Here is a 13,455-nt window from a genome sequence, read left to right on the forward strand (position 1 = left end):
GGTGCTCAGCGTGGGTGGCCATGCCTTTGCACGGCAGGTTTGGGAATGACAAAACGCTTTGCTCCAGACGAACTAGACTCTGAGCGCCTTCGGGCAGCGACCATGCAAACAGCCATTTCGGGAGAAGCAGCAGTGAAGGAAGAAAAAGAGCAGCGCGCCGTCCAGTCCATCGAGGTGGGCGGCCGCCTTTTGCTGGCACTGGCGAACAGCCCCACCCCGCTCACCCTGCGCGACCTCTCGAGCCTGTCGTCGCTGCCCGCGGCACGGGCGCACCCTTACCTGGTGAGCTTCGGCAAACTGGGCTTGATCGAACAGGAGGCCGACACGGGCCGCTACGCGCTCGGCCCCGCCGCACTGCAGCTGGGCCTGACCTGCCTGCATCAGCTCGATCCTGTGAAAGCCGCATGGCCGGTGGCGCAACAACTGGCGACCTCGACGGGGCACGCGGTGGCACTGGCCGTCTGGGGCAATTTCGGCCCCACCATCATCCGGATGATCGAAGCGGTGGAACCGCTGCATGTCGCCATGCGTGCCGGCACGGTGATGTCGCTGCTGGGCACCGCCACGGGCCGCGCGTTTGCAGGCGCGCTGCCTGCGGAGCGCATCGAGAAGGCGCTCACCGTGGCGTTGGGCGACATCCAGGCGCGTCCCGCCGCGCTGCTTCAGAACCAGGCGGAAGCGCTGGCAGAGGCGGTGGCCGAACTGCGCAGCCACGGGATCACACGCGCCAAGGGCAAACCGATTCCGGGGGTGAACGCATTCAGCGCGCCGGCTTTCAACCATGAAGGCGACGCCGTGCTCGTAATCACCGCGCTGGGCCACCAGGACCGCTTCGAAGCGCAGTGGACCTCCAGCATTGCACTGGCGGTGCGCGACGCGGCGAGAGACATCTCGACGCGCCTGGGCTGGCGCTGATATTCTGCCTTCACCCGGGCTGATCTTTTCGCAAGGGCCGCCGCGCCCGGCCGCCCGAAGCGGCCGGCCCGCCCCCGGCAGGGGGTAGGCGAAGGCCACACGCAGTGCGCCGCAGCCTGGGGGCGAGCCCTATTTCAAAGCCTTGTAGCGCATGCGCTTGGGCTTGGCGCCTTCTTCACCCAGGCGCTTCTTCTTGTCGGCTTCGTACTCCTGGTAGTTGCCGTTGAAGAAGGTCCACTGGCTGTCGCCTTCGGCCGCGAGGATGTGCGTGGCGATGCGGTCGAGGAACCAGCGGTCATGGCTGATGACCATCACGGTGCCGGCGAATTCGAGCAGCGCGTCTTCCAGCGCGCGCAGGGTTTCAACGTCCAGGTCGTTCGACGGTTCGTCGAGCATCAGCACGTTGCCGCCGGCAATCAGCGTCTTGGCCAGGTGCAGGCGGCCGCGCTCGCCGCCCGACAGCGTACCGACCTTCTTCTGCTGATCGGCACCGTTGAAGTTGAAGCGACCGGCATACGCACGGCTGGCCATCTGGAACTTGCCGACGTTGATGATGTCCAGGCCGTTGGAGATGTCTTCCCACACGGTCTTCTGGTTGGCCAGTTCGTCACGGTGCTGGTCGACGAAGGCAGCGCGAACGGTCGAGCCGATCACCACCTCGCCGCTGTCCGGCATCTCCTTGCCCGCCAGCAGCTTGAAGAGCGTGGATTTACCCGCGCCGTTCGGCCCGATGATGCCCACGATGGCGCCCGGGGGCACGGAGAAGCTCAGGTTGTCGATCAGCATGCGTTCGCCAAAGGACTTGCTGACACCATGGAACTCGAACACCTGCTGGCCCAGGCGCTCCGCCACAGGAATGAAGATTTCCTGCGTTTCGTTGCGCTTCTGGTATTCCATGTCGCTCAGCTCTTCGAAGCGGGCCAGACGCGATTTGCTCTTGGCCTGGCGCGCCTTCGGGTTCTGGCGCGACCATTCCAGTTCCTTCTTCAGCGCCTTGGCATGCGCTTCTTCGCTCTTCTGTTCCTGCGCCAGGCGCTCGCCCTTTTGCTCCAGCCACGTGCTGTAGTTGCCCTTCCACGGAATGCCGCGACCGCGGTCCATTTCCAGGATCCATTCGGCCGCGTTGTCCAGGAAGTAGCGATCGTGGGTGATGGCCACCACCGTGCCGGAAAAGCGCTGCAGGAACACTTCGAGCCACTCCACCGATTCGGCGTCCAGGTGGTTGGTTGGTTCGTCGAGCAGCAGCATGTCGGGCTTGGACAGCAGCAAGCGGCACAGCGCCACGCGGCGCTTCTCGCCACCCGACAGCAGCCCGATCTTCGCGTCCCAGGGCGGCAGGCGCAGCGCGTCGGCGGCGATTTCCAGCTGGTGCTCGGAATCGGTGCCGGCGGTGGCGATGATGGCTTCGAGCTCGGCTTGCTCGGCGGCCAGCGCATCGAAGTCGGCGTCTTCCGCGCCATAGGCGATGTAGACCTCTTCGAGGCGCGCCTTGGCCGCGAACACCGCGCCCATCGACTCCTCGACCGATTCGCGCACCGTATGCTCGTTGTCGAGCTTGGGTTCCTGCTCGAGGTAACCGATGGTCATGCCGGGCATCGGCAGTGCCTCGCCCTCGTACTCCTTGTCGACGCCGGCCATGATCTTGAGCAAGGTCGACTTGCCCGAGCCGTTGAGGCCGAGCACGCCGATCTTGGCGCCGGGGAAAAACGAGAGCGAAATGTCCTTCAAGAGCTGCCGCTTGGGCGGCACGGTCTTGCTGACGCGGTTCATCGAATAGACGTATTGAGCCATCTGTGCGTGTTTGCTTTTCTGGTGAGGTTGACGGTGCTCGGACGCCCCGGCACCAAAGTCGGTGCGGGACGCGGCAGACACCCGATTATCCGCCGAGTTCGATTCTCCGCATCTCGTGCGACAATACGCATCGTTGCCAGGTCCAGTTGCCTGCGACAGCGGCTTTCTGCCGGGGACAAGATAGCTCCAGCAAGTGCACACCCTGCACCTGCCCGGAGCTCTCGGCTCCCATCCCTGATTTCATCAGCCTTTACTGGCCTGGTCGCTTCAACAAAAAGCGCCACGGCGGGCCGATGCCAATGCGCCATGGAAGGCGCTCGATTCTTTCAATGACCTTTGATGATTTGATGTTGGCCCCGGCCATCCTGAAGGCTGTGCACGAGTACGGCTACGACACCCCCACCCCGATCCAGGCCCAGGCCATCCCGGTCGTGCTCGAGGGGCATGACCTGCTGGGCGGCGCTCAAACCGGCACCGGCAAGACGGCCGCTTTCACCCTGCCGCTGCTGCACCGCCTCACCATGGGCCGCAGCGCGACCAACAAGTTCGGCGGCACCGGCATTCGTGCCCTGGTGCTGACGCCCACGCGTGAACTCGCCGCCCAGGTCGAGGAATCGGTACGCACGTACGGCAAGTACCTGCAGCTGACGTCCACCGTGATCTTCGGCGGCGTGGGCATGAACCCGCAGATCAGCAAGCTCAAGAGCGGCATCGACATCCTGGTGGCCACGCCCGGCCGCCTGCTCGACCTGCAGCAGCAAGGCATGCTCGACCTGTCGCACGTGCAGATGCTGGTGCTCGACGAAGCCGACCGCATGCTCGACATGGGCTTCATCCATGACGTGAAGAAGGTCCTGGCGCTGGTGCCCAAGGAAAAGCAGAGCCTGCTGTTCTCGGCCACTTTCAGTGACGAGATCCGCGACCTGGCCGCCACGCTGCTCAAGAACCCGCAGAGCATCCAGGTGACGCCGCGCAACACGACCGTGCAGCGCATCACCCAGGTGATCCATCCGGTGGGCCGCGGCAAGAAGAAGGCGCTGCTCGCGCACATCATCAACGAACACAGCTGGAGCCAGGTGCTGGTGTTCACCCGCACCAAGTTCGGCGCCAACAGCGTGGCAGAGTTCCTGACGAAGAACGGCATCCAGGCGATGGCGTTGCACGGCAACAAGAGCCAGAGCGCCCGCACGCAGGCGCTGGCCGGCTTCAAGAGCGGCGACATCCGCGCGCTGGTGGCCACCGACATCGCAGCCCGCGGCATCGACATCGACGAGCTGCCGCACGTCGTGAACTACGAAATCCCCAACGTCAGCGAAGACTACGTGCACCGCATCGGCCGCACCGGCCGCGCGGGCAACAGCGGCGAAGCCGTGAGCCTGGTCTGCCTGGACGAAGAAGGCTTCATGCAGGAGATCGAGCGCTTCACCAAGCAGCAGATCCCGGTGAAGGTCGTCGAGGGCTTCGGCCCCGAAGAAGGCGAACGCGCCGAGCCGATCGCCATGGGTCGCCAGACGATCTGGGGCGGTGCCGGCCGTCCGCCGAGCCGCGACGTGATGCAGGCGGCCGCCAAGGCTGCCCGCACGGAAATGCTGCAGCGCATGCGTGAGAACAAGGCCGGCCAGGGCGAACGCTCGGGCGGTGGTGGTGGCAACGGCGGCGGTGGTGGCGGTCAGCGCCGCGGCGGTCCTGCGGGCGCACCCCAGGGCGCGCGCAATGGCGGCGGTGGCGGGCAAGGCCAGGGCCAGGGTCCGCGCGGCCAGGGCGCACGTCCGCCGCAAGGTGGCGGTCGCGGTCCGCAGGGTCCGGCGCGCGCGCCGCACCACGCGCCGCAAGGCCATCTGCCGCACGATGAGCGCCAACCGCGCCATCACGGCAACAGCCACAGCCCGACGCAGGCCAACCAGGTCGCGCACCTGCGCGCCGAAGCGGTCGCCGGGGGCGAAGGCCAGCCCGATCCGTTGCGCACCAGTGTCGACGCCTTCGGCGCCGGCCGCGGTCGTCGCGGTGGTGCAGGCGGTGGTGGCGGCTACGGCGGCAACCGCTCGGGCGGCGGTGGCCGTTCAGGTGGCGGCGGCGGTGGTGGCTACGGCGGTGGCGGCGGCGGCCGCTCCGGCGGTGGCGGTGGTCGTTCGTTCGGCCGCTGATCGCAGCCGCGGCAGCAGCATCCGCATCACATTCGACAAGGGCCCTTCGGGGCCTTTGTTGTTTTTGCACGCCCCATCAGGGGATGACCGGTTGTGGCGCAAGGCGATGTGTTGAAAGATTTGGCAACGCTTTCATCCATGTTCGCCAAAGGAAGTTCTGCCTTGTCCTCCATCCTTCAAAGTTTCAGCCTCGCCGGGCGCACCGCGCTGCTCACCGGCTCAAGTGCGGGCATCGGTCTCGCGTTGGCGCGCGGCCTGGCAGGCGCCGGCGCACGGGTCATCCTGAATGCGCGCAGCGTCGACAAGCTCGAACGCGCAGCCGCTGCGCTGCGCGCCGAGGGTGCACAGGTCGAGACCGCAGCATTCGACGTGACCTCTGGCGAGGCAGTGGCCGCGGCCGTCGCGCGCATCGAAGCCGAGGTTGGCCCCATCGACATCCTGGTCAACAACGCCGGCATGCAGCGGCGCGCGCCGCTCGACCAGTTCGCCGAAGCCGACTGGCACGAACTCATGAAGACCAACCTCGACAGCGTGTTCCTGGTGGGGCAGGCGGTCGCACGCCACATGATGACGCGCCGCCGCGGCAAGATCATCAACATCTGCTCGGTGCAAAGCGAACTCGGCCGCCCCGGCATTGCGCCGTACATGGCCAGCAAGGGCGCGGTGAAGATGCTGACCAAGGGCATGGCGATCGACTGGGGACCGCATGGCATCCAGGTCAACGGCCTCGGCCCCGGCTACTTCAAGACCGAGCTCACCCAGGCGCTGGTCGACAACACCGAATTCACGCAGTGGCTGGTCAACCGCACGCCGGCTCGGCGGTGGGGCGACGTCGAGGACCTGGTCGGTGCGGCCGTGTTCCTGTCCAGCGAAGCGTCGAACTTCGTCAATGGCCACGTGCTCTACGTCGACGGCGGCGTGACCGCTCAACTCTGAACCTGGAACGCATCACCACCATGGAAGCACTCGTCATTCACGCTCCCGGCGACCTGCGCACGGAAGAGATTGAGACCCCCGCGCTCGGCGCAGGCCAGCTGCAGGTGCGCGTGCGCTGCGGCGGCATCTGCGGCTCCGACCTGCACTACTACCAGCACGGCGGCTTCGGCACCGTGCGCATCAAGGAACCGATGGTGCTCGGCCACGAGGTGGCGGGCGTGATCGAAGCCGTCGGCGCCGATGTCGCTGGCTTCGCGGCCGGCGAACGCATCGCGATCAGCCCGAGCCGCCCCTGCGGCCAGTGCAGCTACTGCCAGCAAGGACTGCAGAACCACTGCCTGGACATGCGCTACTACGGCAGCGCCATGCGCAACCCGCACGTGCAGGGCGCATTCCGCCAGCAGATCGTGGTGGAAACGCACCAGGCGCATCGCCTGGCCGACAGTGTGAGCGATGGCGAAGGCTCGATGGCCGAGCCGCTGTCGGTGGCACTGCACGCCGTGCGCCGCGCCGGCTCGCTGCTGGGCAAGCGGGTGCTGGTGACCGGCTGCGGGCCCATTGGCGCGCTCGCCATCATTGCCGCACGGCGCGCAGGCGCGGTGCACATCGTCGCCACGGACGTGGGTTCCTACACGCTGGGCAAGGCCCTCGCGGTCGGCGCCGACGAAGTGGTCAACGTGGCCGAATCACCCGACGGCCTGGACTGCTTCAAGGCCGGCAAGGGCAGCTTCGACGTGTTGTTCGAGGCCAGCGGCAATGCCCGCGCGCTGGTCGGCGCCTTCGATGCGCTGCGCCCGCGCGGCATCATCGTGCAACTGGGACTGGGCGGCGAGATGACGTTACCGATCAACACCATCGTCGCCAAGGAGTTCGACCTGCGCGGCGCCTTCCGCTTCCACGAAGAGTTCGCGATGGCCGTGGAACTGCTCAACAAGGGGCTGGTGAACGTGAAGCCGTTGATCTCGGCCACGCTGTCGTACCGCGATCCGGCACGCGCGTTTGCCCTGGCAGCCGATCGCTCGCAGGCGATGAAGGTGATCCTGAACTTCGACTGACCGCAGTTTTCCAGGAGATTGTTCACCCGACGATTCCCACGGTGGGCATCCAAAGGTCGAATGCATTCGGTGCAAGAGATCCGGCGTTGCGGCGCTTAGAGATCGCTCAGCCGTGCCAGCGCGTGGGCGAGGTCTTCGTCGTGATCAGAGCGCAGCGCATGAACATAAGCTTTTCCTGAGCCGCGCACATGCTCCACGACGAGCGCCGCGAAGGCCGCTAAATCGCCCTTGATGAAAAGTCGTACGAATTTCTTGTGCTCTTCGAACGACTCCGGGCGCTCTACATCAAGAGGCGCACTGAGATTGGTGCGCAAGGCCGCGATCTTGCCCGCCGCGAGCCGGTAGGCCTCCTGCAAATAGACATTGCCGCAATTTTCGAACAACGCGTCGTGCAGCGCAGTGTCTGCATGGCCGTACGAGACCGTGTCGTGTCGCGCGAGCGCTGATTCCATCGATTCGATGGATTGCTCCATGGCTTCGACGGTAGCGAACTTGGCATTTGAGTAAGCCAGTTCGGCAGCCTTTGGCTCGATGACACAGCGGAACTGGCACAGCGCGGCCACGTCGTCAGCGCTGGGCCGGAAGACGAAGCTTCCCACCTGTGGTCGGACATAAACCAACCCTTGCAGCTGCAGCTGATTGATGGCTTCGCGCACTGGCGTCCGGCTGACGCCGAAGGACTCAGCCAGCGCCTCCTCCGGGATCAACGCCCCCAGCGCCAGCTCGCCTTCGATGATCGCTTGCCTCAAACGCACGGCGACCTGCGTTGCCAACGAATTCGTGGGCTGCAGGCGCATTGCCTTCAGTGGCGCTTTTGCCGAACTGGCACGGGTGCTTATTTTCACAACGTTCATTTTCGCTTGTTCATCAAGCCAACAGATGCCCTAAGGGTTGGACCCGATGTCGATATGTGCCTTACATACAAGAATATCAGCAACACAAGGCTTATCGATTTATGGAAACCCTTCAGTCGCCAGTCATTGGCGCACTTCTTGACCGGCTCGGCTCTGTGGCTGTCTTGAGCGGCCCGGACATTCCCGAGCGCAACACCAACGACTGGGGTCCGCATGGGCCTGTGCGACCGCTCGCGGTGGTGCGGCCTTCAGAGCCTGCTGGTGTAGCGGCAGCAATGCAGATCTGCCACCAACACGGCATCGCGGTCGTTCCTCAAGGTGGGCTGACCGGCCTGTGCGGCGGTGCCCGACCGATCGCGGGAGCCATCGCGCTGTCGCTGGAACGCCTGGTGGGCATCGAAGAGATCGATCCCGCGGCCAGCAGCATGACGGTCCTGGCCGGCACGCCGTTGGAAGTGGTACAGCGCGCGGCGGAGGCGGCCGGTTTCTTCATGCCGCTAGACCTGGGCGCGCGTGGCTCCTGCGCCATCGGTGGAAACCTCTCAACCAACGCGGGGGGCAACCGGGTAATCCGCTACGGCATGGCGCGCGACATGGTGCTGGGCATCGAAGTCGTGCTGCCGGACGGGACGCTCGTCACTTCGCTCAACAAGCTGCTCAAGAACAATGCCGGCTACGACCTGAAGCACCTCTTCATCGGCAGCGAGGGGACGCTGGGCATCATCACCCGCGCGGTGCTGCGGCTGCATCCCAAGCCGGCCAGCACGATGGTGGCGATGTGTGCCCTGTCGGACTACGCGGGCGTGCTGGCGTTGCTGGCGGCGGCGCGTCGCGAGCTGGGCCCGCTGCTGTCCGCTTTCGAAGTGATGTGGCCGGACTACTGGAGTGCCGCGACCGGCGAAGTGCCCAACGTGCGCAATCCCTTTGCCGGAGACACGACGCCGTACGGCGCCTATGTGCTGGTCGAAGCGCTGGGCACCGATCCGGCGGTCGACATGCCGCGCTTCGAGGCCTGGTTGGAGCGCCGCCTGGAGGTGGGCGACGTGCCCAACGCGGTGGTCGCGCAGTCGATGGCCGAGGTCGCGCAGTTGTGGGGCGTGCGCGATGCCTGTTCGGAGTTCGTGTCGGTGTTCGGCCCGCACATCCCCTTCGACGTCGGACTGCCGACCGGCCGCATGGACGAATTCGCCGAACGCTGCGCCGCTGGCCTTCGCGCACGACTCCCCGGCTGCCGCAGCCTTTATTACGGCCACATCGGCGACGGCAACCTGCATCTGGTGGCCTGGGTCCCCGGTGCGCCCAGCCAGCCCGAGCATGAGATCGAGCAGGTGGTCTACGGCCTGGTGCGTGAATTCGGCGGCAGCGTGTCGGCCGAGCACGGCATCGGGACGCTGAAGAAGCCCTGGCTGGGACACGCCCGTTCGCCGGAAGAAATCGCGCTGATGCGCACGCTCAAGCACGCGCTCGATCCGACCGGGATCCTCAACCCCGGCAAGGTCGTCTAGATACCAAACCTCAGGAGACAAAAATGAAAAACCCGACCCAACGCCTCACCCGGCTTGCCGCCGCCGCATGCCTTTGCCTGGGCTTCGCCGCCCACGCCCAGAACATCGACTGGAAGCACTTCGACGGCGAATCGATCAACGTGCTACTGAACAACCACCCTTGGTCGAACGCCATCCGCGACATGGCGCCGGAGTTCACCGCCAAGACGGGCATCAAGCTTCGCGTCGAACTGCTCAACGAAGATCCGCAGCGTGCACGCCTGGGCACGCTGCTGCAAGCCAAGTCGCCGGACATCGACGTCTTCAACTCGCTGCAGATCCGCGAAGGCGCGGTGTATGCCAAGGCGGGCTGGTATGCCGACCTCATGCCCCTGCTGGGCAACAAGACACTGACCGCACTCGACTTTAACTACGAGGACTTTGGTGAAGGCTTGCGCAAGGCGACAACCTTCAATGGCAAGGTGGTCGCACTGCCGATCAACGTCGAAGGCCCGCTCTTCTACACGCGCTCGGACATCTTCGCGCGCTGCAAGGTCGAGGTTCCCGCCTATCTGGAAGACATCCCCGCTGCTGCCGCCAAGCTCAAGGCCTGCGACCCCGCTCAAGGCGTATGGGACGCACGGGGGGTGCGCAACGCCATCCCGTATTCGATGGCTTCCTTCGTCTTCAACAGTGGCGGCGACTTCAAGTCGGCCGACAAGAAGCAGCCCGGCCTGTGCCAGCCCAAGACCATCGCCGGCATGGCGATGTACGCCGACCTGCTGAAGAACTACGGCCCGGTCGGTGCCATCAACCATAGCTTCCCGCAGGTGGTCGAGTTGCTGGGCCAGGGGAAGATTGCCATGACGCACGAATCCTCCAACGAGTTTTCGAACATCATGAAGTACCCGGGCCGCGACAACGACATCCAGGTGCGCGTGCTGCCCAAGGGACGCGAAAGCGGCATCTCCAAACCTGTCGCCTTCGGCTTTGGCCTGTCGATCTCGGCGTATTCGAAGAAGAAGGACGCCGCCTGGTACTTCCTGCAGTGGGCCACTTCAGCCGAGGTCGAAAGCAAACTGGTCAGCAAGGGTGTCGCGCCACCGCGGGCCTCGGTCTTCGACGGTCCGGCAATGAGGACCTGGGCGAGCGAGAAGCCGGTTCGCCAGCAGTGGGTCGATGCCCTGCGCGAGATCAGCCGTACCGGCACCGGCGACTATGCGTCCCCGACCGACCGCGTGCCCGAAACGCGTGAAATCATCGGCCGTGCGGTCCAGGAGATGGTGCTGGGCGAGAAGAGTCCGAAGGATGCTGCCTGTGCTGCCGACGCAGACCTGGCCAAGCTGCAATGAGCTCACGTAGCAGCCCTGCCTTGAACCCGGCGCTGCCGATCGAAGCATCGGCCACGGGCGGCGCGCAGAGGCGGTCGTCTGCAGGATCACCTGCGGCGCGCGCCCAGCGCGCCCTGGCCTTCACCTGGATGATGTGGCCGGCCATCGGTTTCGTGGCTGCCATGATCGTCTTCCCATTGGTCTATGCCGCGTGGTTGTCGCTGTACGACGCGTCGCTGGGCAGCGAGCCGCGTTTCGTCGGCATCGACAACTACCTGGGCCTGCTCACCGACCGCGAATTCCGCAATGCTTTCTGGGTCACATGGGCGCTGTACGGCGGCGCCCTGGCGATGCAGATGGTGCTGGGTACGTGGCTCGGCATCGTGCTCAACAACGTGAAGTGGGCCCGCAACCTGGTCTGCACCATCGCCATCACGCCCTTCATGCTCCCGCCGGTGGTGGTGGCCATGATGGCGATGGTGCTGCTGGACCCGTCCGTCGGCATCGTGAACTGGGTGATCGGCCTGCTCGGCATCCCGCCGCAGTTGTGGCTGGCCCATCCGAAATGGGTGTTGGCGACCGTGGCGCTCATCGACACCTGGCAGTGGGCGCCCTTTGTCGCACTGCTGGTGCTGGGTGGCCTGCAGTCGCTGCCCACCACCGTGTTCGAGGCCGCAGAGGTTGATGGCGTGGTGGGCTGGCGCCGCCTCGTCTACATCACCATTCCGTTGTTGGGTCCCACGCTGTTGACCGCGGCGGTGCTGCGCTCGGTAGATCTGCTGCGTTTCTTCGACCTGGTCTTCATCGCCACTCGTGGCGGGCCCGGCAATGCCTCTACCACCCTGAACATGTATGCCTACCAGCAGGGCTTCGAGTTCTCTCGCTTCGGCTGGGCTTCGGCCTCCATGATTACCCTGTCGCTGGTTGTGCTGTGCACGGTCATCGTGTTTGCGCGGCTACGTCGCGCCGTTGCCTGGTGAGGTCCGCGATGAAAAACATGTCCCGCCACGATCGTCCCGGCCTGCGCTGGCTGATGCGACTGCAACTACTGGCCGTGCTGTGCATCGTGCTGCTACCCATCGGCTGGATGGTGCTGTCGTCGTTCAAGCACAGCGTCGACGTAATGCGCCTGCCACCGGTACTGCTGTCGAGCCCGACGCTGGACAATTACCGCGAGCTGTTCGGCCGCACCGATTTCCTGCACAACACCTGGAACAGCCTGGTGGTGGCCATCGGCTCGACCTTGTTGGGCCTCGTGTTGGCGGTGCCGGCGGCCTTCGCTATCTCGTGGCACCGCCTTACCTGGCCGGCCACGCTGACGCTGTTCGCCCGCATGGCGCCTGGCACGCTGTTCCTGCTGCCCTGGTTCGTGCTGTTCTCCAAGCTGGAACTGGTGGGAAGCTACACCGCGCTGATCCTGGCCCATAGCGCGATCACCGTGCCGGTGGCGTTGTGGACCCTGCTGCCGTACTTCGACGGCCTGCCGCGCGCGCTGATCGAATCTGCACAGATGGATGGGCTGCGGCCGCACGGCATTCTGCTGCGCATCGCGTTGCCACTGGTGGTGCCAGGCGTGGTGGTGGCGGCCATCCTCTGCTTCGTGTTCACCTGGAACTACTTTCTCTTCGCGCTGGCGCTATCGGGGTTCGACACCAAGACTGCCATTGTCGCGTCGTTCAATTTCATCGGCGAAGGCGTGACCAACTGGGGTGCACTCATGGCGGCGGCTTCGATGATCGCCCTGCCTCCGCTGGTGCTCGCCCTGCTGGTGCAGCGCCGCCTGGTGTCCGGCCTCGCCGTCGGTGCCGTCAAAGGATAAGAAAAGAAAATGACTCAACTCTCGATACGAAACGTCGTCAAGCGCTACGGCGATGCGGAAGTCATCCGTCGGCTGAGCTTCGACATCCAGCCCGGCGAGTTCGCGGTCTTCGTCGGCCCTTCGGGCTGCGGCAAGTCCACCCTGCTGCGCATGATCGCGGGCCTGGAGGAATTCCACGAAGGCGAGATCGCCATCGGCGGCCGGGTGGTCAACGCGCTCGCACCCTCGCAGCGCGACATTGCCATGGTGTTCCAGGACTACGCGCTGTATCCGCATATGACGGTGCGCTCGAACATCACGCTCAGCCTCAAGGTGGCGGGCATGGCCAAGGCGGAAATCCAGCGCAAGCTGGATCATGTCGCCGGTGTTCTTCAGATCGGCCACCTGCTCGAACGCAAGCCGCGAGAGCTCTCGGGCGGTCAGCGCCAGCGTGTGGCCATGGGCCGTGCGATGGTACGCGACCCGAAGATATTTCTGTTCGACGAGCCGCTCTCCAACCTTGACGCCAAGCTGCGGGTCGACATGCGCGCCGAGATCAAGCAGTTGCACCAGCGTCTGGGCGCCACCATGGTCTACGTGACGCATGACCAGGTCGAAGCGATGACACTCGCCGATCGCATCGTGGTGCTGCGTGACGGCCGCATCGAGCAGGTCGGCACGCCGGCCGAGCTGTATGCACAGCCAGTGTCGAAGTTCGTCGCCGGTTTCATCGGCTCGCCCGCCATGAACTTGCTGTCGGTCGACATCGTGCAGGGCAACATCGCGTTGCCGGGTAGCAGCCGCTGGTCGCCCGAGGGTGTTGCCTCCCACGTCAACATAAAGGCAGACCTCGGCCTGCGGCCCGAGCACCTGACCCTCTCCGACGATGGCCCGGGTTTGCAGGGCCGCATCACATTGATCGAGCCCCTCGGCGCGGACACCCTGGTCACCGTAGCGGTGGCCGACACGCCTCTGGTGGCGCGGCTGCCGGGCGACACAGTGCTGCAGCTTGACGCTCCGATCCGCTTGGCCTTCAACCCGGCCAAAGCGGTGTTGTTCGGCACCGATGGCCTGCGGCTGGGCGCTGCCGCCGCCGCACAGACAACGTACGTTCATTGAAACCCACCCCCCCTATACCGAAATTCAG

11 protein-coding genes are annotated in these 13,455 nt (G+C 65.2%); 9 read left to right on the forward strand and 2 right to left on the reverse strand.

Translation table 11 applies throughout. The features are described 5' to 3' along the window. Positions 1 to 102: 102 nt before the first annotated feature. Positions 103 to 915, forward strand: a complete 813-nt coding sequence (locus J2W36_RS07625; protein WP_307689098.1) for an IclR family transcriptional regulator — start codon at positions 103 to 105, stop codon at positions 913 to 915. A 129-nt stretch (positions 916 to 1,044) separates the two neighbouring features. Here the strand turns inward: J2W36_RS07625 and ettA are convergent, their stop codons facing one another. Beyond that, a complete protein-coding gene (gene ettA, locus J2W36_RS07630; RefSeq protein ID WP_307689099.1) occupies positions 1,045 to 2,706 on the reverse strand; it encodes an energy-dependent translational throttle protein EttA in 1,662 nt (553 codons plus the stop codon). A gap of 329 nt (positions 2,707 to 3,035) precedes the next feature. Here ettA and J2W36_RS07635 point away from each other — a divergent pair, with 329 nt between their 5' ends. The 3 genes from J2W36_RS07635 (at position 3,036) to J2W36_RS07645 (ending at position 6,841) form a co-directional block, all read left to right on the forward strand. Further along, the gene (locus tag J2W36_RS07635) at positions 3,036 to 4,850 is read left to right on the forward strand and encodes a DEAD/DEAH box helicase (protein WP_307689100.1); all 1,815 of its coding nucleotides are present in this window, start codon (positions 3,036 to 3,038) and stop codon (positions 4,848 to 4,850) included. A gap of 138 nt (positions 4,851 to 4,988) precedes the next feature. Further along, on the forward strand, positions 4,989 to 5,786 hold the full coding sequence (locus tag J2W36_RS07640; RefSeq protein ID WP_307689101.1) for a glucose 1-dehydrogenase: 798 nt from the start codon (positions 4,989 to 4,991) through the stop codon (positions 5,784 to 5,786). A 20-nt stretch (positions 5,787 to 5,806) separates the two neighbouring features. Next, positions 5,807 to 6,841: an L-idonate 5-dehydrogenase gene (locus tag J2W36_RS07645; RefSeq protein ID WP_307689102.1), complete on the forward strand. Its 1,035-nt coding sequence runs from the start codon at positions 5,807 to 5,809 to the stop codon at positions 6,839 to 6,841. Positions 6,842 to 6,936: 95 nt separating this feature from the next. Here J2W36_RS07645 and J2W36_RS07650 read toward each other — a convergent pair whose 3' ends face one another. Then, positions 6,937 to 7,695, reverse strand: a complete 759-nt coding sequence (locus tag J2W36_RS07650; RefSeq protein WP_307689103.1) for a GntR family transcriptional regulator — start codon at positions 7,693 to 7,695, stop codon at positions 6,937 to 6,939. A gap of 101 nt (positions 7,696 to 7,796) precedes the next feature. Between J2W36_RS07650 and J2W36_RS07655 the strand changes: the two genes are divergently transcribed. The 5 genes from J2W36_RS07655 to J2W36_RS07675 are packed head-to-tail and all read left to right on the forward strand — an operon-like array spanning position 7,797 to position 13,427. Further along, positions 7,797 to 9,200 carry an FAD-binding oxidoreductase gene (locus J2W36_RS07655; RefSeq protein WP_307689104.1) on the forward strand — a complete coding sequence of 468 codons (1,404 nt, stop codon included), beginning with the start codon at positions 7,797 to 7,799 and terminating at the stop codon, positions 9,198 to 9,200. Positions 9,201 to 9,223: 23 nt separating this feature from the next. Further along, positions 9,224 to 10,531, forward strand: a complete 1,308-nt coding sequence (locus J2W36_RS07660) for an ABC transporter substrate-binding protein (protein ID WP_307689105.1) — start codon at positions 9,224 to 9,226, stop codon at positions 10,529 to 10,531. Next, positions 10,528 to 11,490: a carbohydrate ABC transporter permease gene (locus J2W36_RS07665; protein ID WP_307689106.1), complete on the forward strand. Its 963-nt coding sequence runs from the start codon at positions 10,528 to 10,530 to the stop codon at positions 11,488 to 11,490. Before J2W36_RS07660 ends, J2W36_RS07665 begins: the two co-directional genes overlap by 4 nt. An 8-nt stretch (positions 11,491 to 11,498) precedes the next feature. Further along, entirely contained in the window at positions 11,499 to 12,329 is an 831-nt protein-coding gene (locus J2W36_RS07670; protein ID WP_307689107.1) for a carbohydrate ABC transporter permease, read from the forward strand. Between the two features lie 9 nt (positions 12,330 to 12,338). Then, positions 12,339 to 13,427, forward strand: coding sequence for an ABC transporter ATP-binding protein (locus tag J2W36_RS07675; RefSeq protein WP_307689108.1), 1,089 nt, complete (start codon positions 12,339 to 12,341; stop codon positions 13,425 to 13,427). The last annotated feature ends 28 nt before the right edge of the window (positions 13,428 to 13,455 follow it).

The sequence above is a fragment of the Variovorax ginsengisoli genome, from assembly GCF_030811835.1.
GTDB lineage: Bacteria > Pseudomonadota > Gammaproteobacteria > Burkholderiales > Burkholderiaceae_C > Variovorax > Variovorax ginsengisoli_C.